This is a genomic window from Veillonella sp. CHU732 (assembly GCF_003992085.1).
Lineage (GTDB): Bacteria > Bacillota > Negativicutes > Veillonellales > Veillonellaceae > F0422.
Genome location: NZ_RQVC01000007.1, coordinates 1 through 24,279, shown reverse-complemented (window position 1 = coordinate 24,279; position 24,279 = coordinate 1). Strand labels below are relative to the sequence as shown.

Here is a 24,279-nt window from a genome sequence, read left to right as displayed (position 1 = left end):
ACTAACCTATGAAAGGAGCTCTTATGAAAGTCTTAATTATTGAAGATGAAGAAATGTTGAATAATATTATCGCCAAACGTTTAAAGGTAGAGTCTATGATTGTAGACCAATGCTATAACGGCGAAGATGGATTAGATTATATTTCTACGTCCAGTTATGATGTGATCGTCATGGACATTATGATGCCAAAAATGGATGGTCATGAAGTGGTGAAACAAATGCGCGCCGAAGGCAACAAAACACCAGTCCTCTTCTTAACTGCCAAGGATGCCCTAGAAGATAAAGTGTCTGGCTTAAACCTAGGGGCCGATGACTACTTAGTGAAACCCTTTGAGTTTGACGAACTCATCGCTCGCATCTATGCCTTAGCTCGCCGTGGTCGCAACCAAGCGGTAGAAGATATCACTGCTGGTCCTTTGCGTATCAACCATAAAAGTCGATCTGTCTTTCTTAATGACGAACCCTTAACGTTAACTGCCAAAGAATTTGACTTGTTATTCTATTTAGCAAGCAATCCCAATATCGTCTTGTCTCGCCAACAAATTCTCGACCATGTGTGGGAATACGACTATGAAAGTTACTCCAACCTTATCGACGTATACATCAAAGACTTGCGTAAAAAGGTCGATATCGATGAAAATAAAAAATTAATTCAAACGGTTCGTGGCGTCGGCTATGTATTCCGCACCGAGGAATAATCTATGCGCTCTATCGTCAATCGTATGTACCATGGTGTCATACAGCCTATATGGCATCCTATAGAGGCCGTTCTATTACGTGTTCCTTTGGTGTATAAGATCACTAGTTGGTATTCTATCTTTCTCTTGCTAATGATTGGGCTCCTTGCTACATTCGTAATGCAATTTACCCACATTTGGGATCAAAACGAAATGCGTACGGACTTGCAAGAAAAGGTCATTGAGGCTGCTAATCATCCAAGAAAATACAAACCTTTTGATGAGGGTATCTTTCTGTTGGTCTACTCCCATGACGGCATCATCTTACGAGGTAATCCACCAGACCGATTCCCTAAAAATACGCCACCTTCTTTTGATGGTATCACCGAAGTCAACCAAGATGCTCACTCTTTCTTGTATTATGATGCTCCTATCCATCATCAAATTGGTGTACAAGGCTACATTCGTGGCGTTGTGCCCATGAGTTTTCTAGATAGAAAATCAAACAATATGTTCCTAGCTTTATTGCTAGGAGGCATCTTATTCGTCACTGTTGCCACCATTGGTGGATATTGGATTATCCAGCGTGGTTTAAAACCAGTGCGCACCGTAACAAGCTTAGCAGAACAAATTTCATTGAAACGAGATTTGTCGGAACGGATTGAAAATATCCCTCAATCGGGAGATACCATGTATCAGTTGGCATCTACTTTCAACCATATGCTCAGCAGCTTAGAAGAGGCATCCAATCGGGAAAAACGATTTAATTCCGATATATCCCATGAATTGCGCACTCCTATCGCTGTCATTCAAGCAGAAAGTGATTATGCCCGCCAATATGTGTCTTCTTTAGAAGAAGCTAAGGAAAGCTTTCAAAATATTTTCGTCCAAAGTAAGGGCATGGCTGATATGGTATCCCAATTACTAGAAATAGCACGCCTAGATAGTTTAACCAATATCGATAAGGTACCAGTTCCCCTTTCAGAGGTAGCACAACAATTAGTCCATACATATACGCTATTGAGTAAGGAAAAAGGATTAACCTTTACTAGCCATATTGATGAAGCAATCGTTGTTCATGGCAATCAAATCTTATTACAACAGGCTATGGCCAATCTATTGGACAATGCCTTCAAATTTGCTCACCATACCATCCATTTTGAAGTTTCCTTAGGCGATACGATTCATATCTTCGTTCAAGATGATGGCATCGGCATCCCACCTGAAAGTATCCCTATGATTTGGGACCGCTTGTACCAAGTAGACCCCTCTCGTACATCAAAAGAAAACAAAGGCCTCGGCCTTGGCCTCTTCTTTGTACAAAATGTTGTGCAACTCCATGAAGGTACGTTAGAAGTAGAAAGCGCACCAGACGTACGCACCGTCTTTGGATTCCATTTACCTATACAATCCGAGACGGATACAGATCCGGAAACGAAGGTATAGAATCTCTGACCCGTATTCCCCCTAATACAGAGATATATCTAACAACACATACATAGTCAGTAAGGCACTGTAACAAAATACTGTATATACAATAGAGGAACGTTGACCAACATGATCAACGTTCCTCTATTTGTATATGTAAATTATTTTGGTTCTTCTACTAAGCGACCCGCCACATAGCGTTTCATAATATGACGATCATCACCGATATATATCCATCGCTCCAATCGCTCTTCTAAAGACCGTTCATTGGCATCAAACATAGACGTATCGTCGATGATAAGAGCATCTAACTCATAGCCTTCTTCAAAGCTACCTACCTTACCAAAGAATGTTCCTCCACCCTTAGTGGCTAAGTAGAAAGCTTCGCTTAAGGTCAATGGTGCATATTGATTGTCTACTTCTACCCATTTCATTTTAGATAAGCCAATGGCTTCCATCAACACTTTCGCCATGGACACTGCATGTCCTCCTGAAATGTCTGATCCTAATCCCACTGGGATATGATGTTCTAAGAGTTTACGAATCGGTGCAATACCGCTGGATAAATTGACGTTAGAGTAAGGACAATGAGACACCATGGTCTGCGTTTCTTCCATGCGATCCATCTCTTCATCACTCAAATGAATGCAATGGGCCATTACCGTTGGAGTCTGTCCCATCAGTTGATGTTCATAATACACATCGGTATAACTATCTGATTCAGGATGCAACGCTGATACCCATTCAATTTCCCCATAATTTTCAGACAAATGCGATTGTACCGGCACATCGTATTCCTTGGCCAGTTCCCCTAATCCTCGCATCAGTTCACTTGTACAGGACGGCACGAAACGCGGTGTAATAATCGGCTTTACAAGAGGACCAAATGATTTTGCTTCTTCTAACCAAGCTTTCGTATCTGCTAACGACTCTTGCGTAGTTTCAATCAGGAAGTCTGGACTATTTCGGTCCATATTCACCTTGCCTACGAAAGCAGATAATCCCGCTTCTTGCAATAGTTTCATTAACACTAATGTGCTGTCCTTGTGAATCGTACCAAAGAGAATACTACGGGTGGTACCATGTCGCCATAGATCACGCACAAAAGCACTATATACTAGACGGGCATACTCTGGATCCTTAAACTTCGTTTCCTCTGGAAATGTATACGTCTCAAGCCAAGGTAATAATTCTTTATCCATACCAAGACCACGATTACAATATTGTGGTGCATGGGCATGGGTATCCACAAAACCCGGAATGATAAGTTGATCTCCATAGTCAACTACAGGCAATCCTTCATAAGAGCTTGGCAAAGTTTCACTACAGTACACAACCACACCATCTACAGCTACAATATATCCATGTGGTATAGCTACCAACTGTGTTGGACTCGGTGTGTGCAGAATATGTCCTTTCAAAATCAATGTGTCTTGCATAGAACCACCTCCGTGTATAACCTTATACAATTACCGTATGAAGTTTACAATAGTATGCGCATATAGCATGTTTTGTATGAGTGAATTATATCACACTTGGTGTATACCGTCTATCAACTTATAGAATGTTCGGGCGATTTCCATGGACTTTCAATACTAAAGAGCCAATGATCATCATCCCTATACCTGCTACGAGGAATACATATGAGGTACCCCAATAGGTCGCTACTATGCTAGCAAATAAAGGCCCCATCATATTTCCCAATTGCTGCGATGTGGTGGCGAGTCCAAATACTCGACCACGCACTGATGGATCGGTATTCACTGTCATAGCGGATCCAAGGGATGGGAAGATACCCACAATGAACACTCCTATGAGTAGTTGCAATGCCCCAAACCACCATAGGCCAAATGGTAAGCTTTGCAGTAATAATACGGTTCCCGTACCCAACAGCCCATACGAGATAACCTTAAAGTATCCTCGTCGTTGTCCATAAGCCGCCCACACATTAGTCATAATCATACCCATCACACCGCCACCACTGAGAATAGACCCTGCTAACATGGCAGCTCCTTCCATGGAACCTTTTAATTCGCCCACATAAATAGCCACGATAGGTTGTAGCATGAGCATGACAGATTGCACTAGAAAATATAACCCTAAAATATGGAGTAATACCTTATTTCGTTTCGCCTCTTGTAAATCTTCTTTAAAAGAAGTAACTTTCACTGGGGCTACACTTTCAACCTTTGGCTCTTTCACAAAGATGGCGATGACGGCGGTAACGATAAATAAGGTAATGCCCGCCACCATAAACACAGGGCGCATCCCTACCGCTAATTCTGTTAATCCACCGGTTAAGGGGCCCACTGTATTCCCTAGAACTAATCCCATCTGAAAGATACCCATCGCGGTGCCCACTCGTTCCTTCGGCACCGACAACGACACCATGGTCATGGCGGCTGGCATAAATCCATTGGCAAAGCCTTGAAACGCACGCACTAATAAAAATTGATATTCATCTTGTACAAAGGCGCTCCATAAATAGGAAACGCCAATTAAAATCCCTGCCCGGACTGCCATGAGCTTCTTTCCATGCTGATCTGCCAATCGCCCCCATACGGGAGCCATAATCGCTGCAATAAAAAAAGAAATAGAAAATGACAAGCCCGACCAAAGGGCTAAGTGTTCCTGTTCCACTCCCAGTTCTAACAGGTATACGGGAAGAAAAGGAATAATCATTGTATAGCAAATGGCTAGCAGCGACATTCCTATCGTGAGAATCCACACTGCTACCATCCCTGTTTGTTGTAATCGTTTCATATTTCACATCCTCTACTAACTTCAAATTTTAACCTTATTGTAACATATCTACTACTTGGTCCAACAAACCCCTCTGGATTTAAAGAAATAAAAATAGAGGATAGTTGATGTGGTATCAACAATCCTCTACTCACCTTACAAGTAAGTGTAATTAAATTTTATAGCCTTTTACATTGTGTAGTACTTTGTACAATAAGCTTTGCAATACTTGTAGGTCATCAGGTGATAAGCCAATGTTTACCTCAATTAACTCAGGAATGTGGCGAACCTTTTTCTGCAATGATTGTCCCTTTGCTGTTAAAGTAATCTCCATGGAACGCTCATCCTCTTTTACTCGCTCACGCACAATGAATCCTTTTAATTCTAGTTTCCTTAACAATGGTGTTAATGTTCCAGAATCTAGGAACAATCGAGTTCCAATGGCTTTTAAATTCACGCTTTTCAATTCCCAAATAACAGACATCACTAAATATTGCGTATAGGTCAACCCAACCTTAGTCAATTCTGGTTGGCATGCCCGAAACACTTCTTTAGCTGCTGCATACAAAGGAAACCCCACATGGGTTTCTACGTCTAATCTTTCTTTCTCTTTTTTCACTTTCAACTTCCCTTACCCTTTTCAATGCTTACACTGAGAAATGTCGGTCGATGACATCCTGTAATGTTAAACTTTGCATGTACTCGCGTAAATAATTTTGTAAATGCTCCCATAATGGTAATGTACGGCATCCATCGCTCATTGGACATGTGTTCACTTCTTCCTCTAAACAAGCCACAATGGCAATGGAATCTTCTGTAGCCGCAAGAATATCATAGACTGTATACTCTTTTGGTTCTTTGGTTAATTGATAGCCACCGTATTTACCACGCACACTTTTTACGTACCCGGCAGCACTTAATCGAGCTACAATTCCTTCTAAATATTTATCAGAAATTCTTTGACGTTCCGCCATTTCGCGAATAGATACATTTCGATCTACGCTATGTTCTGCTAAGTCCACTAGAACACGTAATGCATATCGACCTTTAGTAGAAATTTTCATAGATAATACCTCTTCAAAAGTAGGATTTATTCCTAGTCTCTATTATATCTATAACAACGAAGTTTGTCTATATAGATTGTGTACATATTTAGTATATAAAATGCATAACTACCACGCATTATACTCATATATACAATATCTCACTGTATATTTACACACACTGAAAACCAATGTCACCTCTCAGTGTACTTCTCATTTATTTATTAGTTATTTTTATATAATTATCTAACTTTTATAATTTTTTTGAATATATTCTATCAGAAAACCTATCCTTATAACTTCCTCTATGCTACAATAAAAGAGCATTTTTATTTAATTATTTAGGAGGTTTCTCATGTTAGAACGCGTATTCGCCCTAAAAGAGCGAAATACTACGATCCGTACAGAAGTCCTTGCAGGACTGACTACTTTCATTACCATGGCATATATTTTGCTATTGGCACCCAACTTGCTAAGCTTAGCGGGTATGGACAAAGATGCTGTATTAATTGCTACAGCCTTAGGGGGCGGTTTAGTCACTATCGCCATGGGACTGTTTGTTAATTATCCTATCGCTTTGGCGCCTGGTGTTGGTCTATTGGCCTTCTATTCTTTTACCGTGGTCCTTGGCATGGGATTAACCTGGCAAACAGCATTAGGTGCTGTATTTATTTCTGGACTCGTCTTCCTTGTACTGACGCTAACTAAAATTCGTCAGCTTATCATTGAGGCTATTCCGTCTTCTTTAAAAATTGCCATTACCGTAGGTATCGGCTTATTCATTTGTATCATTGGTTTAAAACTATCTGGGCTTATGACCATCGCTTTATCTTTGCAGCCCGGCACATTGAACGATATTGTGACTGCCAAAGGTCATGGAGCACCTGCCGCATCAGAAACCTTATTAACATTAGGTAACTTAGGCAATCCAGAAGTTCTCTTATCCCTATTCTCTTTATTTTTCTCCGCCGCTTTGATGGCTCGTAGAGTAACAGGAGCTCTATTGATTGGTGTCATCGTCACATCCATCATTGCCTATGCTACCGGTATCGCTAGCTTACCAGATTCTCTAAGCATTATGGCGATTCCAGACTTCAGTAAGATTGCGTTTATGGAACTAGACATTCCCTCTGCTTTCCAAGTAGGTCTTGTAACCATTATCTTCTCTTTTACTTTCGTTGAACTATTCGACTCCATGGGTACCTTAATTGCTACCGCCTCCAAAGCTGGCATTGCGGATCCTAAAAAAGGGGAGTTCCTTGGTCTTGGTAAAGCGATGATTGTGGATTCACTAGGTGTAAGTTTTGGTGCTATGCTTGGTTCTAGTACGATTACGGCTTTCGTTGAAAGTGCTGCCGGCGTTGGCGCTGGTGGTCGTACAGGATTGACAGCTGTCACTTGTGGTATCATGTTCATCCTTTGTTTATTCTTTGCTCCATTAATCGCATTAGTTCCCAATGCAGCTACAGCGCCTGTACTGATTTTGGTAGGCGCCTTGATGATGGAGTCCATCCGTGAAATTGATTTCTCTGACTGGACAGAAGGATTCCCTGCCTATTTAGTCATCGTGTTAATGCCTTTCACATACAGCATTGCTAACGGTGTAGCAGCAGGTCTCATCGTATATCCGTTGATGAAATGTATCACTGGCCGTCATAAAGATGTGCATTGGTTCATGTACGTATTAGGGGCTATCGTATTAGCAAAATATGTATTCTTTGATTAATCGATTCTCATTAACACTCAACTAAATAAGTATAGGCATATATGGTATGAATTACATTATATTCTACCCATATATGCCTATTTTATTCCGTCCCTTTCTATCCTATGTATATCAACTCTCAATTATGTGATTTTTATCACAAATTTTTATCAACTATCTTTTTTTCTCATGGTTGCTATGCTATAATGTAAACATAATTTGTTATAGAGGAGGAGGTTTTACTATGTTAGAAAGGTTATTCGCATTAAAAGAGCGGAACACCTCAGTTCGCACAGAGATCCTCGCTGGTCTCACCACATTCATTACCATGGCATATATTTTGCTACTAGCGCCTAACTTATTAGGATTGGCTGGAATGGACAGAGATGCCGTATTAATCGCCACTGCTTTAGGTGGTGGTTTGGTCACTATGATTATGGGACTATTTGTTAACTATCCATTAGCCTATGCACCAGGTGTAGGGCTCTTAGCATTCTACTCCTTTACAGTAGTTATTGGTATGGGATTAACATGGCAAACAGCATTGGGGGCCGTCTTCATATCTGGTCTCGTCTTCTTTGTATTAACTGTAACAAATATACGTTTACTTATCATCAAAGTAATTCCTGCGTCGTTAAAGTTCGCTATCACTGTAGGTATTGGCTTATTTATCTGTATTATCGGTTTAAAGCTATCCGGATTAATGACCATTTCCCTATCCTTACAACCAGGCACCTTGCATGATATTATTGCTGCTAAAGGTCATGGCGCTCCTGGAGCTTCTGAAACATTACTAAGCTTGGGAAATCTTAAAAATCCAGAAGTTCTCTTATCTTTATTCGGATTGTTTTTCTCCGCTGCTTTGATGGCGCGCCGCATCACAGGTGCTTTACTCATAGGTGTCATTACCACATCGATTATCGCCTATGTAACAGGTATTGCTACGCTACCTGAAACATTAACATTTATGGCCATACCTGATTTCAGCAAAGTCGCATTTATGCAGCTAGATATCGGCTCCGCTTTCCAAATTGGGCTTGTAACTATCATTTTCTCGTTCACCTTTGTGGAATTATTTGACTCCATGGGCACATTGATTGCTACCACAGCCAAAGCTGGTATTTCCGATCCAAAAGCTGGCAAATTCCCGGGCTTGGGAAAAGCGATGATTGTGGACTCTCTCGGCGTTAGCTTTGGTGCTCTGCTTGGTTCTAGTACAATTACAGCTTTCGTTGAAAGTGCCGCTGGTGTTGGTGCTGGTGGCCGTACTGGTTTAACTGCTGTCACTTGCGGATTTATGTTCATTCTTTCCTTATTCTTTGCTCCATTAATCGCCTTAGTACCGAATGCAGCCACTGCTCCTGTATTAATTCTTGTAGGTGCTTTGATGATGGAGTCCATTCGTGAAATTGATTTCTCCGATTGGACAGAAGGTTTCCCTGCCTACTTAGTTATCGTTTTAATGCCTTTCACATACAGCATTGCAAACGGTGTAGCTGCCGGTTTAATCATCTATCCAATTATTAAAGTCATCACTGGTAAGCATAAAGAAGTACACTGGTTTGTGTATGTTATGAGTGCCATTGTGTTGGCTAAATATGTATTCTTTGGCTAATTAAATACGTAGCTTATTGAATCTTAGGACGATTTAAAAGGACTGTATACATGTATTCGATACATGCATCACAGTCCTTTTTTTATTTCTTGCCATCTATGCAATTATAACAAATCGTCTTCGTACACCGCTTCTTCAAAGAACAATGGCAACAAGTCTTCGCTATATTCGTTCATATCGCGGCCTGTTTTGGAGAATACCACAGATGCAGCAAAACGCATTAACTCCGCTTCATTCTCTGGATTGTTCACAAATTCTTCAATAATTTTGTCCATATCTAAATGGCGTTTCATAATAAATCGAGCTAGTTTACGACGATTCACTGGGTCATTCACCAGTTCATCTACATCGATAATGTATTCTGGCATTTTAATGGCAATATGTGTATGGATTCCGTCTTCTTTCATGATAACCTCCTACATTGTACTCCCTATGGTAGGGCTATGCTTATATACTAACAAATATTATAGTCCATAGCAATTACATAACTACTTGCACCTATGCTTCGTGTCGCACACATACATACTAAGGCTATACACCACCCAAGTAATCATAGTATGTGTTGGGACACTGTCTATGCATCCGCTTTCATAGTAACCTACTGAAATCGGTCATACCCCTAAACACGGTTAGTTATGCATTGCACCCGTTCTTGTAAGCTAACCTCATCGGTAAACACTGTATCTAAACACAGTCCATGGGCAGGTGCTGTTTTTCCTATAAGCTGTCTATTCTCACCAGCGATGATCCGTGGCACGGCCTCTGGTTGAAAGCGACCTAAGCCTACATCCACCAAAAATCCTGCCATATTCCGCACCATGTGGTACACAAATCCATCTCCCAACACATGGATTCGTACAGTCGTTCCATCTTGGATGACTTTTACCGCATACATAGTCTTTACTGGATCTTGTACTGTCGTATTATGGCCTTTGAAGGTACTGAAATTATGTGTCCCTTCTAGGCCTTGTGCCGCTCTCCTCATGGCTTCTATATCCAAAGGTTTACGCACATGGTAGGCATAGCGCAATTGCAGTGGGTCTACCACAGGATCATTATGAATGGTATAAATGTATTCTTTCCCTTTCACATAATTCCGTGGGTTCCAATCCGATGGCAACTCCTGTGCCTCACGGACCACGATATACGGTGGCATATGGGCGATGAGGGCACGCATCAGATTGTCTACAGGAATCTTCCCCGTAGTTGTAAACGCCACTACTTGTCCTCTAGCATGGACACCTGCGTCGGTCCGCGAAGAACCATAAATCGTGATGGGCTCATTACAAACCTTAGATAAGGCTTCTTCTAAATAACCTTGTACTGTAGGTCCGTTCTGTTGCCGTTGGTAGCCACAGAGCTCTGTGCCATCATAGGCGACGATGAGCTGTATCGTTCTTGTCATATCTGGCATGTCCTATTCTTTCTACTGTTTTTTTACCTTATGATATATATCTGCGGTTAGCATATCTGTGACTAGCCTATACAATTAGTTCTTATATACCAAAGCTCCAGCGCAATACGGCTAATACAACGCTCACAAGTACCACGGCACCAATACCATAGGTATCTAATTGACTGTATTGCAATTCTTTCAAGCGAGTACGACCCTCTCCGCCTCGGTAGCAACGAGATTCCATAGCCACTGCCAATTCATCGGCACGGCGGAACGCACTAATAAATAATGGCACTAATAAAGGCACCATATTTTTAGCTCGTTTTAGTAAGGATCCTGTAGTAAAATCAGCACCACGAGATTCTTGAGCTTTCATAATGCGATCTGTTTCCTCTAACAAAGTCGGAATAAATCGTAAAGCAATGGTCATCATCATCGCTAATTCATGGGCTGGCACACCAAAGCGTTTCCAAGGGTTTAGGAGTCTTTCAATACCGTCCGTCAATCGGATAGGGGATGTAGTATAGGTCAACAAGGAAGAGAATACGATTAAGAAAATCAATCGCCCTGCCATAAGGCCTCCCAAATTAAGACCTTCTCGGCTGATGTGCAGCCATCCATAGGTGAATAGGTATTCCCCCGGCGTAGTGAATACGTGAATAGCCAAGGTGAATACAATGATGATCCACAATGGTTTAATGGAGAGCCACACGAGCCGCACTGGCAAACGAGATAGCCCCAAACAACCGAAGGTAAAGGCCGCCACAATGCTATAAGTCACTAAACTATCCGCAAAGAAAATAGCAATAATGAAAATCATAGTGGCTATAATCTTAGCCCGTGGGTCCATGCGGTGGAGTACGGAATCTCCTGGGAAGTACTGGCCAATAGTAATATTACTTAGCATGGTGCACCTCCTTGAGATAGTCGTAAATATCTGCTACTGCCTCATGGACATGAATATGGTCAATATTCACAGGTATATTTCGTTCTGCCAAAGCTTGCAATGTTTGCGACAATGGCGGTACATCCACACCAGCAGATTGCAATATCTCACGGTCATTATGGAAAATCTCGATAGGATTGCCGTCTAATAAGACTTGCCCTTGGTGCATAACAATCAATCGATTCGCCATGCGAGAAATATCTTCCATATTATGGGATACAAGAATAACGGTAATCCCTTTTTCCTTGTGCAATTTCACGATTTCTCCAAAGATTTCTTCTCGTCCAAATGGATCAAGTCCAGCAGATGGTTCATCGAGAATTAAATAGTCTGGATCTAGGGCAATAACCCCTGCGATAGCCACACGGCGCATTTGTCCACCCGACAAATGGAAAGGAGAACGCTCTGCATAGGTATCGTAGTCTAGGCCTACAAATTGCATCGCTTCTCGCACACGGCGATCCACCTCTGCCTCATCAAAGCCTAAATTTTTAGGACCAAAGGCAATGTCTTTAGCAATGGTTTCCTCGAATAGTTGATGTTCTGGATATTGGAATACCATGCCTACTTTGTGACGTGTTTGTTTTACCTCTTCTGTTTTACCTACTAAATCTACCCCATTGACTGTGACGGTACCTGAGGTAGGATGCAATAAGCCATTTAAATGTTGAACTAAGGTGGATTTACCAGACCCTGTATGTCCGATGATGCCTACAAACTCACCTTCGTGAATGGTCAAGTTCACATCATGCAAAGCCGTTTTTTCAAAAGGTGTCCCCTGTCCATAGGTGTAGGTAACATGTTCTAATTGAATTGACATATGGCCTCCCCTAGTTCTTCATTGGTAGTAATACCCTTTGGCATAGCTACTCCTTGTTCTTGTAAGCGCACTGCAATTTCTGACGGCACCGGCACATCCAGTCCGAGACCTTTTAAGGTATCTACATTCATAAACACATCTTTTGGTGCCCCTTCATCGATGACCTTACCTTGTTTCATCACAATGATACGATCTGCTAACGCTGCTTCTTCCATAAAGTGCGTAATATATACGATAGTAATGCCTTCTTCTTTATTGAGACGGTACACCGTATCCATGACTTCTTTGCGCCCTTTCGGATCGAGCATAGCCGTTGGCTCATCTAAAATGATACATTTCGGCTTCATCGCTAAAACGCCAGCAATGGCGATGCGTTGCTTTTGTCCCCCTGATAATAGATGAGGTCCATGCAACGCATAGTCCGACATGTTTACCGCCGCCAAGGCTGCATCCACACGACTGCGAATCTCTGGGGCTGGCACGCCTAGATTCTCTGGCCCAAACGCCACGTCTTCTTCTACAATGGCTGCCACGATTTGATTATCTGGATTTTGGAATACCATGCCCACATTTTGGCGAATATTCCAAATTAAATGTTCTTCTTTTGTATCCATTCCTAACACGGTAACGGTACCAGATGTAGGTTGCAATAGGACATTAAAATGTTTGGCTAGAGTACTTTTACCGCTCCCATTGGTCCCTATAATACTAACAAACTCACCTTCATGAATGTGAACACTCACATCCTGCAAGGCGTGTACCTCACGGCCCATTTCATCTTGATACACATGACTCATATGGTCCGTACTGATCATAACTTGTTTCATCTTGTTTTTGGTTTCCTCTCTACGTAAGTACAATTGTTACTTCGTATTACAATCTACTTCATTATACCTTGTAGAGAGGTTTAGGACAATAGGCAACCTGCTGTAGGTTTATATGGTTAACAATACAATTTATTTTTTGAAAGCAATGTGACGATAACTTGTGAAAGTCAACCATTTTCCGAAAGTATCATTTAGATTCTTAGAATCTTCAATATCCGCTAAGAATTGAGTATATTCTTCGCCAGAGTGTACCTCAATACCAAAGCCACGACCGTTTAGCAATGGCACACCTTGGTAGGTATACTCACGCAATGGAGCGATGGCTGTGATGACACCATCTCGCACAGAAATATAGACTTTATCACGTAGAATTAGGATATCGAAAGTACTTGGATATTGGTAACTATCTCCTGTAAGCGGAATCGCATCACCCACATGGTATGTGGCACATTCAGGTCTTACTTTATCTACGGTTAACCCTTCCACATCGTAGTAGAATTCTTCAAAAATATCGCCACGACCACGCACGGCATCGCCAATAAATGTGTACAGTTCCTCTCCTTTATCGAGGGTATCTTGGATAACACCACAGGCCGCTGTCATATGACTTACACGGTCGATAAGGATGAACTCGCCCAATGTTTTATGCTTAGTGAAAGTATCCACCACAATTGGCTCTTGTAAAGTCAAAACACAACGAGCTATTTCATTTTTGCTTAATCCATCTCGATCCACATGATCGCCTGTATTCACATCCACAGCATACCGAATTTTGCTCACTACCCCAGACACTAATTTCGTACCTGCCATGATCAGATATTCTCTGCCTTCTTGCAAGGTAGTATCATCCATCCATAGTAATGTCGTTTCTAGCTTCGCGCTCACCTGTAACTCTGTGCCATTTACAATGACGCAACCACGGGACACATCTACTTCACGGTCTAATTGGATGGTCACCGCTTCTCCTACGTGAATTTCCTCGACAGAATCAAATCCTCGAATTAAAGATTTCACCACTGCCGTTTCACCGCTTGGTAAGATGCACACTGTGTCATTCACACGAAGGGTACCACTTTCTACTTGTCCTTGGAAGCCTCTAAAGGTATGGTCTGGTCGAGACACACGTTGTACTGGCAAATAGAAGCCTTCTTCTTCAAAAGCTTGGATATCTACTGTTTCTAAATGGCCGAGTAAGGTATTGCCCTTGTACCAAGGCATGTGCGGAGAGTGAACGGTAATATTATCTCCCTCTGTAGCCGATACAGGAATGATAGCAATGTCCGCTAGTTGCAATTCTTGTTGTAATGCTTGAATATCTACTTGAATCTCTTGGAATCGACTTTCACTATAGTCCACTAAGTCCATTTTATTCACTGCAAAGATGAAATGTTGGATACCCATTAAAGCGCAGATACGAGCATGACGACGTGTTTGCACCAACACACCTTGCTTAGCATCCACCAGAATGATTGCCAAATCTGCAAAGGATGCCCCTACCGCCATATTGCGAGTATATTCTTCATGACCTGGTGTATCTGCCACGATGAAGCTGCGATGGTCTGTCGTGAAATAACGGTATGCCACATCGATGGTGATACCCTGCTCACGCTCTGCCATCAAACCGTCTAGCAACAAAGAATAGTCGATTTTGCCACCACGACTGCCCACCTTACTTTCTAATTCAAGGGCTTCCTTTTGGTCTGCATATAATAATTTGGAATCGTATAAGATATGTCCAATCAATGTAGATTTTCCATCATCTACACTGCCACATGTAATGAATTTCAATAAACTTTTCATTAGAAATAGCCCTCCCGTTTGCGTCGTTCCATGCTACCTGCCGCTTCACTGTCGATAACCCGTGTAGTTCGTTCAGAGGATACGGCACTCAATGTTTCTTCGATGATTTCATCTAAGGTAGTCGCATTCGATTCAATGCCACCTGTTAATGGATAACAGCCTAATGTACGGAATCGAACTAATTTATTTTCTACTGTTTCACCTTCTTGTAAGCGGAATCGTTCATCATCGACCATAATTAAGTTGCCATCACGTTCCACTACAGGTCGTTCTGCTGCGAAATACAATGGCACGATATCGATATTTTCTCGTTTGATATATTGCCAAATATCTGTTTCTGTCCAGTTAGAGATTGGGAATACACGCATGCTTTCCCCTTTGTTGATTTTTGTGTTAAACAGTTTCCACATTTCTGGCCGTTGGTTCTTTGGATCCCACGCATGTTGTTCATTCCGGAAAGAAAAAATACGTTCTTTCGCACGAGATTTTTCTTCGTCTCGACGACCGCCCCCAAAGGCTGCATCAAAACCGTATTTGTCTAACGCTTGTTTTAACGCTTGTGTTTTCATAATATCTGTGTAGGCTGCACCAGAGTCGAATGGATTAATGCCACGATCTACCCCATCCTGATTGATGTACTCTAGCATTTCGATACCTAGTTTCTTCGCTACATTGTCACGAAACTCAATCATCTCTTTGAACTTCCAAGTCGTGTTCACATGTAAGAATGGGAATGGCGGTTTTGCTGGGTAAAAAGCTTTCATCGCTAAATGCAGCATCACCGAACTATCTTTCCCAATGGAGTATAGCATCACTGGATTCTCACATTGTGCGGCTACCTCTCGAATAATATATATAGCTTCCGCTTCTAATTCATCTAAATGAGAGAATTGACTCATATTGACCTCCTTAATAGGCATTACTTTCTTTTGCATTCACTGTAATTCGTTGCACAGTTCCATCTACTTTCGTAATGTCCCAGTGCAATAAATGACCTTCTGTTTGCACTACCATAGTAGCGCCCTTACCACCCATGTCTTCTCCTAAGAAAAAGGAAATGGCTCCTACAGGGCATTCTTTTACGCAGGACACGCAGCCCCAACAATCAGAAGGATAGGCGATGTAAGCTTTCTTCGCCTCATCTTTATAGATTAATGTCCCAGGGCATACTTGCTGGCATCTACCGCAACCGATACAAGTATCCTTATTAATTTGTATGCTCATAAGTATCCCCCTTTTCCACTAGTGGCCGTTGAAAGACCTGAAATTCACCATCTTGATATACGGAGTTGACGTACACCAATCTCTCATCACTGCAATGTGGGTAATCTCCATGCTCTCCAAAGCTGTGCCAACGTGTTTCCTTACGTCCCTCTAAATGAGCCACTAAGGCTTGAGCCACCACAATGCGATCTCGCAATTCATAGAGGTAGGACAGTTCATGTAATGTGCTTGCCTGTAGTTGCTCTACGTCTTTTGCTAAGGCTTCTAATTTTAATTTCGCAACGCCTAAGCTTTCTTCTGTGTATTTGTAGGCTTGGCTAATGCCACCGGCATAGACATCCATAATATCCTGTAATCGTTGTTCATGTGCCTCGATGTGGGCTAAGGTAGAACTCTTCCTAGCCAGTACAGTACTATCATTAGTGTGAACTAGTTCAGCCCCATTATTTGTGCCGATTTGTGCAGAACTATCGTTATATCTGGCTTGCATAGAATCATCATTACTGAAAACTTGCGCTAAATATCGTTTTACAATTGTATCAATGGTTTCCTTATACCACGGTTTCTCTTCTACAGACGATACTTCACCTTGCTCTTTGTATCGTCGCACAATCTCATCCCCAGCAATTTCTCCTTCTGCTAAGGCTCCTGTGACATATTTTTGAGGTGCTCCCCCTGCTACATCACCCGCAGCAAATAGGTTAGTGATAGTCGTTTCTCGATGGGTATCAACCCAGTAGCCACTCGCTGTATGACCGCCTACGATATATGGCTCTGTACCTTCAATTTCTACATTTTCTGTGGCAGGTCCTTGTCCACGTTCTACCCAACGCAATGTTTGGCTTGGTGCCATATTGAGGTAGGCTTTCAGCAAGTCTTGCTCTTGGTCTGGAGAAATCCCCTTCGTTCCTAAATAGCAAGGTCCTCTGCCTTCCACCTGTTCCTGTACGGTGCCGTACACACGTTGTGAAGTAGTGATGCCGTATACACTTTCATAGTTCTCACCAAGACTATTGATTTGTTTCGCTCCTACCCCTTGGGCAATAGTCCCTGTAGGGGCAATAGTATCTTTACAACGAAGGGCAATGAAGCGCATCTCTAGGGTCGTCATCTCCGCCCCTTGTAAAATACCCATGGCATAGCCCGCCCCAGTATTAAACGGGGAATACCACATTTTATGACGAGAGAACCCCGGATTGTTAGGTTTATAAATTCCAGAGGCACCGCCAGTAGCGCAGATTACGTAGGTTGCCTCAATCTCATAGATGGTACCCGTTTCTTTATGGAATCCTACAGCACCATAGATACGGTTATCTTTCACAATGTAATCCGTGATAACTAATTGATTAATCACCTGACAATTTTCCAAAGATTCTACAGCACTCGCCAAGATAGGCTTAATATTTTCACCATTAATTTTAATATTTCGATTCCCACGAGCCACGTAGTTGCCTTGGTCGTCTTTCAAAATCACTAGTCCTAATCGTTCTAGCTCATGGACTGTGCCATTCACTCGTTCGCACATAGTACGCAACAAGTCATCTCGCACAATGCCCTCCGCATCCTTCGTGGCATAGTCCACATAATCTTGGACTGTACGATTGGGCAAAATATAACAGTTGATAGCATTCACCCCTGCTGCCAAACAGCCACTTCGTTTAATATGCGCCTTCTCCGCCACGATGATACGAGCATCGCTGGCTTTTCCTATGGTTAACGCTGCATAACAACCAGCCGTCCCCCCGCCGATAATCAGCACATCTGTGCGCAGTCGCTCTTTCTTTCCTAACATCCTATGCACCCTTTCCTTCCATGCGTGTATACCCTTGTATATATTGTTTCTGCTTTATCTATACCTTTTGAAAGTTTCATACTAAATATAGAACAAGCTACTTGTATTCATACCTTCATTTTCTACTAGATACGTATCCGTCTCATCATAGATGCAAATTCTAGAAATCAACACATCCACCGCATCTCCTACTTTGAAAGCATGTCCATCGATAGTATGATTCGCCACCAGTACTAACTCACCAATCCGGACCGTCACTTCCAAACGATTTCCTTTAAATAAAATATGCTCAATATGACCTAACTCCACCACGCTGCGATAGCGGTGCAATGATCCTTGGGGATGAATGCTGATATATTCTGGTCGAATTAAGGCTTCTTTCACATTGTCGATTTTCTGAAAGCCCTTTAACACATCATACCCTTCTACCATAGAAGACTTACCTAAGAACTTAGCCACAAAAGGAGTCTTTGGGTTGCAGTAAATCTCCTGTGGCGTTCCCACTTGTTCAATGCGACCTTTGTTAGTCACCACAATTTGATCTGCCATTTCTAAGGCCTCTTCTTGGTCATGTGTCACAAAGATAGTAGTAATCCCAATTTGCTGAATCGTATTGCGCAACCACATACGAAGTTCTTCTTTCACCTTTGCATCGATGGCTGCAAAAGGTTCATCCAAGAGCAACACCTCTGGATTTGGTGCCAACGCTCTAGCAAAGGCAACCCGTTGCCGTTGTCCACCAGATAATTGGCTCGGATATCTATCTTCTAAGCCACTAAGTCCGATGAGATCAATGAGCTCCGTCACACGGCGACGAATTTCCTCCTTGCCCACTTTCTTCACGGTCAATCCAAAGGCAATATTATCAAACACCGTCATATAGCGAAACAACGCATAACTTTGAAATAAAAATCCAATCCCTCGGTCTGCAGGCGCCACCGTATTGACCCGTGTCCCATTGATACAGATATCGCCTCGATCTGGTGTTTCCAAACCGGCAATCATCCGTAGTATAGTCGTCTTCCCGCTTCCACTAGGCCCTAAGAGGGCTACCAAGCTGCCCTTCTCAATGGACAAGGACACATCTTTCGACGCCTGAAAGTCTCCATAATTTTTATATATATTCGATAAACTAACGTACATGTATTTCCTCCCTCTACCTGTATCGATGATAATTCGTATCGTTGACAACCCTTGACCTACGTTATCATTGACTTGCCTCACCGATGCCTCGCTCTATCACTAACCTGCTTTACCGATGGCTAGCTTTATGCGCTGCATAGGTGCGCAAAGCAATCATGATGAAAGCCAATAGAATCAGCACCGACGACACACTAAAGGATGCTACCACGGCACTTTCAGTACCAGACATATAAAGAGCATCGATTTCTAATGGCAAGGTAAACGTAGATCCCCTCGCCTTAGATACAGCCGCCACTGCTCCAAATTCACCCATAGCCCGGGCACCACACAAGATAACCCCATACAACAAAGGCCATTTGATGTGAGGAAAGGTGATCTCCTTAAAAATACGCCATCCAGAAGCCCCCATCAATGCAGCTGCTTCCTCTTCTTCTCGACCTTGATTCAGCAAGACTGGCAAGATTTCACGGAATACAAAGGGCATCGTCATGAATACAGTAACCAAGATAACCCCTGGTATAGCAAAGACAATACGAATATCTAACCCTGTCCACGCATTGAACTGATTAATGTAGGGTCCTAACCATCCCAATCTACCGAAAGTAAGTAAAAAGGCTAAGCCCGCAATGACTGGCGATACAGAAAAAGGTATATCTGCCAAAGTAGCTATCAATGTTTTACCAGGAAAATCAAATTTTGATACCGCAAAGGCAGCTGCCACGCCGAAAATGGCGCTCACCAACATAGCAATGACCATCACCAGTATGGTCAGCCCCAAAGATTTCATTACATAAACAGTGCTAATAGACTGCACATAAAATTGCCAACCTAACGACAAGGACTGATACACTACTGAAAGCATAGGAATAAGGAGCATAAAAATAATGAATACCCAAGCTAATAGAATTAACAAGGTAGAACCGTATCGTCCTTTCATAGACCTATTACCTCCCTTTAATGCGCTTTGCATGATGATTCTGAATTAGATTCACTACTAACAAGATAGAAAACGAAATGCCTAGTAGCACGATAGCGATGGCCGTAGCACTGCTATAGTCGGCATAATTTAATTTTTGCATAATCACATAGGACACAGCTTGCGTGTGATTTTTAAAACTATTCCCTGAAATATAAATGATACTACCATATTCGCCAATCCCTCTAGCAAAGGCTAAACTAAAACCAGTCAGTAAGGGTGGCAATAATTCAGGAAAAATGACTTGTCGATACAATCTAAATTTACTGGCGCCCATCATGAAAGCTGCCTCTTCATAAATAGGGTCTAAGGTTTCAAGCACCGGTTCCAAGGACCGCACCACAAAAGGAATCCCTACAAATACGAGGGCTACTACAATGCCTATTTGACTATAAGCCACGTGAATCCCCCAGTGCGACAAGATAGATCCAAACCAACCTGTATCAGTATACAGCTTCGATAAGGTAATCCCAGCCACTGCTGTGGGTAGTGCAAAAGGGAGTTCTATCATGCTGTTCAGTAAGGATTTCCCTGGAAATGTGTAGCGCACCAGAACCCAAGCCAAGATAAAACCAAATACTACATTGATAGCTGCTGCAATAGCGGCTGTTAATAAACTAGTTGTAAAGGCTTGTACTACATTCGCTTTAGTAAGCAATACTTTCCAAGTATCCCAAGGCAAGGACAGTCCATGGGAAAACACTGACCCTAAAGGAATGATGATACAGATCGATAATAAGGCAATGGTAATGCCTAAGGACAAGCCCATACCTGGAATGATTCGTGTCGATGTTGGGTTTATCATTCGTGAAAGCCACGATGTATTATGTTCCATAGATTTCATCAAATACCCCACCTTCATCAAAAAACTTTTTATACACTGCATCCCAACCGCCATAGGTGTGGATAGTCGTTAACTCTATCCTATGGTTAAAAGTCGAAGAAAACTCCTGTAAAATAGCTGGATTGGACGGTCTAAATCCATAAGAACCAATCAACCGCTGCCCTTCATCAGAGTATAAATATTGAATATAATCACGAGCTACCTCTGTAGTTTGATCTCGATCTGTAATTCCTTTTACAAGAGCCACATTAGGCTCTGCAACGATGCTTGTGCTAGGAGTCACCACCTCATATTGACCTGGATAGTTCTTCACAATTTGTAAGGCTTCATTTTCCCAAATCAAGAGCACATCCCCTTGCTTATTTTCTACGAACGTCGTCGCCGCACTACGAGCACCAGCATCTAAGACTTTCACATGGTCATAAAGAGATTTTACATACCCTTTGGCACCCGTTTCTGTACCGTATGCCCTAAGTCCATGGTCCCAAGCCGCCATGAATATCCAACAAGCCGCACTAGAACTTTTCGGATCTGGAGCTACGATGGAAATCCCAGACCTCTCTAAATCTACCCAATCTTGTATATGCTGAGGATTATCCTTACGCACTAAAAATACAATAGTCGACGTATAAGGAGCCGAATGGTTGGGAAACATGTTCTCCCAATTCGTATCGAGCAAGTGCACACGGTTCAGCATTTCAATATCTTGTGAAGACCCCAAGGACACAATATCGGCATCATTACCTTCGATGATGGACCGCGCCTGTGCACTAGAGCCACCGTGAGATTGCGTGACATGCACATCCTTTCCAGTGATAGCCTTATAATGCTCACGAAATAGGCGGTTATAGTCTTCATAAAACTCACGGGTACTATCATAGGATACATTTGTAATGTGTACCTCATTGCCTACTATTTTGGGCTCTTTCATACATCCTGTGAAAGTCCCTATACAAGCAACCCCTATCATGGCGATGAGCCAGTTTCTATATCGTTTTTGTTTCATATATACCCTCCATCGTCATGTCTAAGGCACATTACTATCCTGTCGTTTAGCAGAATATTACACACAATCCCTTACTTATTTCTAGTGTGCACTACTAGCCTTTATATAAAATTCCATAGGCTCAATTAATACATAGTATATAAATCCGCTAATTCCATATATGGCCTACTAGCATCTAGAAAAGGAACACTCATACATTACATTAAACATTTTAAATCTATAAATACTTGCTTTAGAATCATAGGCTAATATGTACTAGGCATCGAAAATCCCTGTCGATAAATAGCGCTCCCCACCATCAGGTAGTAATACAACAATATTCTTATCCTTGTAAGTAGGATCCTGACCAATTTGTATGGTTGCTTGTAAGGCAGACCCCGAAGAAATGCCCAGTAACAAGCCCTCTGTTTTAGCGATTGTCCGCGTACATGCGTAGGCATCTTCTGTAGAAACTGTGACAATTTTATCTAACAGCTTAGTATCTAATACATCCGGGATAAATCCTGCACCAATGCCTTGGATCCCGTGAGGGCCTGCTTCCTTGCCAGATAGTACAGCAGATGTCGTCGGCTCTACGCCGATAATCTGCACATTTGGGTTTTGCTCTTTTAGATAGCGACCCACACCAGTCACCGTTCCGCCAGTACCAATAGAGGAAATAAATACATCTACTTCACCATTCGTATCCTTCCAAATCTCAGGACCTGTCGTCTCATAATGAGTGTTAGGATTCGCAGGGTTTGTAAATTGTTGCAAGATGAAAGCATTGCCATGAATTTGTTGTAACTCCTCAGCTACCCGAATACTTCCTTTCATCCCTTCTATGCCTGGTGAAAGCACAACCAACGCCCCCAATGCTCGTACGATACGTTGACGCTCCACACTCATCGTGTCCGGCATGACAAGAATTAATTTAAGTCCCATTTGCGCTGCTACAAAGGCAAGACCAATCCCCGTATTACCACTAGTAGGTTCAATGAGCACCGTATCTTTTTGTATCACCCCAGAGTCAATTCCCTCTTTGATCATTCCGTAGGCAACACGATCCTTCACACTACCCAGTGGATTAAAATATTCTAATTTTCCTAACAAACGACCATTTAATTGATATAATTTTGTGAAAGCATCCAATACCACCAAAGGCGTAGAGCCAATTAAATCTGTTACGTGCTGGTACATGATTGGTTCCCCCTTACTGCTGTGTTTTTTATGTACATAACTAGCTGGTTAATATATACTACGTAATATGTAGTGAAAATATATCTATCTGCTACGATAGTTTGATCATTAATCTATAAATTTAATATATTGATAATATCTATATCCAATTTTATAAATATATATTTTTATTTTATATTTACTACATATGTATCGACAGATACTTATAGATAGTATCTACTTACCGCCTTAACATAGACCTATAGTAACGTCTACTATTGTATATTCTTATTCCTATGTAGTCAATTGGATATAAACTATAGAACACTATAGGGTAAAACTATATACATAAATATACAATTCTAAAAATGAGAATTGTTATATATTATTTTATGTGTAGAGATAAAAAAAAGACACCTTACGGTGTCGTAATATATATATTACTTTTGGCATATTTAGTGGAAAGAGCTATTTTTGTACTTTGTCAGTTGCAACTTTCCTATTTGTTCCTGGCTGTAGGTTTTATCCCCCCCCTTCGGGGCTTCAAAATCTTACGCCAGGAACTTTTCCTTTTCCTGCTTTGTTCCTGGCTGTGGGTTTTATACACCCCTTCGGGGCTTTAAAACCTTACACCAGGAACTAAGCGATGCTCTATGATTTATACGTCGCTTCACTCCTTTAAATCATGAGCCCTGCTTATCCCAGGCCTTATGAGGTATACCATAGTTGCTACTTGATCAATCTGGCTGGAAACGGCTTAGTGGATTTAAGACTATTAACTAATAAAAGAAGAGCACCCTATTGGGTGCTCTTTTTTTATTAATCAGCGACTTCCTATTTGTTCCTGGCTGTGGGTTTTATACGCCCCTTCGGGGCTTTAAAACCTTACGCCAGGAACTAAGCGATGCTCTATGATTTATGCGTCATTTCTTCTATTTTTACATTTTCATACTTCTCTTTTCCTGCTTTGTTCCTAGCTGTGGATTTTGTGCACCCTTTGGGCTTCAAAATCTTACGCTAGGAACTAAGCGATGCTCTATGATTTATGCGTCGCTTCTCGCTCCTTTAAATCATGAGCCCTGCTTATCCCAGGCCTTATGAGGTATACCATAGTTGCTACTTGATCAATCTGGCTGG

22 protein-coding genes are annotated in these 24,279 nt (G+C 41.9%); 4 read left to right on the top strand and 18 right to left on the bottom strand.

Translation table 11 applies throughout. The annotated features are described in order from the left end of the window. The first annotated feature begins 23 nt into the window (after positions 1-23). Complete coding sequence (locus EO121_RS04305) at positions 24-698, top strand: response regulator transcription factor (protein WP_127166292.1); 675 nt, start codon at positions 24-26, stop codon at positions 696-698. Positions 699-701: 3 nt separating this feature from the next. Continuing rightward, entirely contained in the window at positions 702-2,123 is a 1,422-nt protein-coding gene (locus tag EO121_RS04300; protein WP_127166290.1) for a cell wall metabolism sensor histidine kinase WalK, read from the top strand. Positions 2,124-2,266: 143 nt separating this feature from the next. Here the strand turns inward: EO121_RS04300 and guaD are convergent, their stop codons facing one another. The 4 genes from guaD to EO121_RS04280 form a co-directional block, all read right to left on the bottom strand. Then, complete coding sequence (guaD, locus tag EO121_RS04295) at positions 2,267-3,544, bottom strand: guanine deaminase (protein ID WP_127166289.1); 1,278 nt, start codon at positions 3,542-3,544, stop codon at positions 2,267-2,269. Positions 3,545-3,662: 118 nt separating this feature from the next. Next, positions 3,663-4,868, bottom strand: coding sequence for an MFS transporter (locus EO121_RS04290; protein ID WP_127166287.1), 1,206 nt, complete (start codon positions 4,866-4,868; stop codon positions 3,663-3,665). 151 nt (positions 4,869-5,019) lie between these two features. Then, positions 5,020-5,466, bottom strand: a complete 447-nt coding sequence (locus EO121_RS04285; RefSeq protein ID WP_127160988.1) for a MarR family winged helix-turn-helix transcriptional regulator — start codon at positions 5,464-5,466, stop codon at positions 5,020-5,022. A gap of 28 nt (positions 5,467-5,494) precedes the next feature. Then, positions 5,495-5,911, bottom strand: coding sequence for an Rrf2 family transcriptional regulator (locus EO121_RS04280; RefSeq protein WP_127166285.1), 417 nt, complete (start codon positions 5,909-5,911; stop codon positions 5,495-5,497). 334 nt (positions 5,912-6,245) lie between these two features. Between EO121_RS04280 and EO121_RS04275 the strand changes: the two genes are divergently transcribed. Further along, positions 6,246-7,616, top strand: a complete 1,371-nt coding sequence (locus EO121_RS04275; RefSeq protein WP_127166283.1) for an NCS2 family permease — start codon at positions 6,246-6,248, stop codon at positions 7,614-7,616. A 223-nt stretch (positions 7,617-7,839) separates the two neighbouring features. Then, positions 7,840-9,210, top strand: coding sequence for an NCS2 family permease (locus EO121_RS04270; RefSeq protein ID WP_127166281.1), 1,371 nt, complete (start codon positions 7,840-7,842; stop codon positions 9,208-9,210). Positions 9,211-9,314: 104 nt separating this feature from the next. Here EO121_RS04270 and EO121_RS04265 read toward each other — a convergent pair whose 3' ends face one another. From EO121_RS04265 to cysK, 14 genes are all read right to left on the bottom strand, one after another. Next, entirely contained in the window at positions 9,315-9,617 is a 303-nt protein-coding gene (locus EO121_RS04265) for a hypothetical protein (RefSeq protein ID WP_009353198.1), read from the bottom strand. A 212-nt stretch (positions 9,618-9,829) separates the two neighbouring features. After that, positions 9,830-10,615: a tRNA pseudouridine(38-40) synthase TruA gene (gene truA / locus EO121_RS04260; RefSeq protein WP_127166394.1), complete on the bottom strand. Its 786-nt coding sequence runs from the start codon at positions 10,613-10,615 to the stop codon at positions 9,830-9,832. A gap of 91 nt (positions 10,616-10,706) precedes the next feature. After that, positions 10,707-11,513: an energy-coupling factor transporter transmembrane protein EcfT gene (locus tag EO121_RS04255; protein WP_127166279.1), complete on the bottom strand. Its 807-nt coding sequence runs from the start codon at positions 11,511-11,513 to the stop codon at positions 10,707-10,709. Then, complete coding sequence (locus EO121_RS04250; RefSeq protein WP_127166277.1) at positions 11,503-12,372, bottom strand: energy-coupling factor transporter ATPase; 870 nt, start codon at positions 12,370-12,372, stop codon at positions 11,503-11,505. Before EO121_RS04250 ends, EO121_RS04255 begins: the two co-directional genes overlap by 11 nt. Further along, the gene (locus EO121_RS04245; protein WP_127166275.1) at positions 12,357-13,199 is read right to left on the bottom strand and encodes an energy-coupling factor transporter ATPase; all 843 of its coding nucleotides are present in this window, start codon (positions 13,197-13,199) and stop codon (positions 12,357-12,359) included. Before EO121_RS04245 ends, EO121_RS04250 begins: the two co-directional genes overlap by 16 nt. Before the next feature lie 129 nt (positions 13,200-13,328). Next, a complete protein-coding gene (locus tag EO121_RS04240; protein ID WP_127166273.1) occupies positions 13,329-14,999 on the bottom strand; it encodes a sulfate adenylyltransferase subunit 1 in 1,671 nt (556 codons plus the stop codon). After that, the gene (cysD, locus tag EO121_RS04235; RefSeq protein WP_127135890.1) at positions 14,999-15,898 is read right to left on the bottom strand and encodes a sulfate adenylyltransferase subunit CysD; all 900 of its coding nucleotides are present in this window, start codon (positions 15,896-15,898) and stop codon (positions 14,999-15,001) included. The genes EO121_RS04240 and cysD overlap by 1 nt, the downstream gene beginning before the upstream one ends. 10 nt (positions 15,899-15,908) lie before the next feature. Next, a complete protein-coding gene (locus EO121_RS04230; protein ID WP_127135891.1) occupies positions 15,909-16,223 on the bottom strand; it encodes a ferredoxin family protein in 315 nt (104 codons plus the stop codon). Then, complete coding sequence (locus tag EO121_RS04225) at positions 16,207-18,015, bottom strand: adenylyl-sulfate reductase subunit alpha (protein ID WP_127166271.1); 1,809 nt, start codon at positions 18,013-18,015, stop codon at positions 16,207-16,209. Before EO121_RS04225 ends, EO121_RS04230 begins: the two co-directional genes overlap by 17 nt. Before the next feature lie 81 nt (positions 18,016-18,096). After that, on the bottom strand, positions 18,097-19,158 hold the full coding sequence (locus tag EO121_RS04220; protein ID WP_127166269.1) for an ABC transporter ATP-binding protein: 1,062 nt from the start codon (positions 19,156-19,158) through the stop codon (positions 18,097-18,099). 109 nt (positions 19,159-19,267) lie between these two features. Further along, a complete protein-coding gene (locus tag EO121_RS04215; RefSeq protein WP_127166268.1) occupies positions 19,268-20,095 on the bottom strand; it encodes a sulfate ABC transporter permease in 828 nt (275 codons plus the stop codon). A 7-nt stretch (positions 20,096-20,102) separates the two neighbouring features. Next, entirely contained in the window at positions 20,103-20,978 is an 876-nt protein-coding gene (gene cysT, locus EO121_RS04210; RefSeq protein ID WP_240629387.1) for a sulfate ABC transporter permease subunit CysT, read from the bottom strand. Further along, positions 20,959-21,984: a sulfate ABC transporter substrate-binding protein gene (locus EO121_RS04205; RefSeq protein ID WP_127166266.1), complete on the bottom strand. Its 1,026-nt coding sequence runs from the start codon at positions 21,982-21,984 to the stop codon at positions 20,959-20,961. Before EO121_RS04205 ends, cysT begins: the two co-directional genes overlap by 20 nt. A gap of 255 nt (positions 21,985-22,239) precedes the next feature. Continuing rightward, complete coding sequence (cysK, locus tag EO121_RS04200) at positions 22,240-23,163, bottom strand: cysteine synthase A (protein ID WP_127166264.1); 924 nt, start codon at positions 23,161-23,163, stop codon at positions 22,240-22,242. Positions 23,164-24,279 lie beyond the last annotated feature (1,116 nt).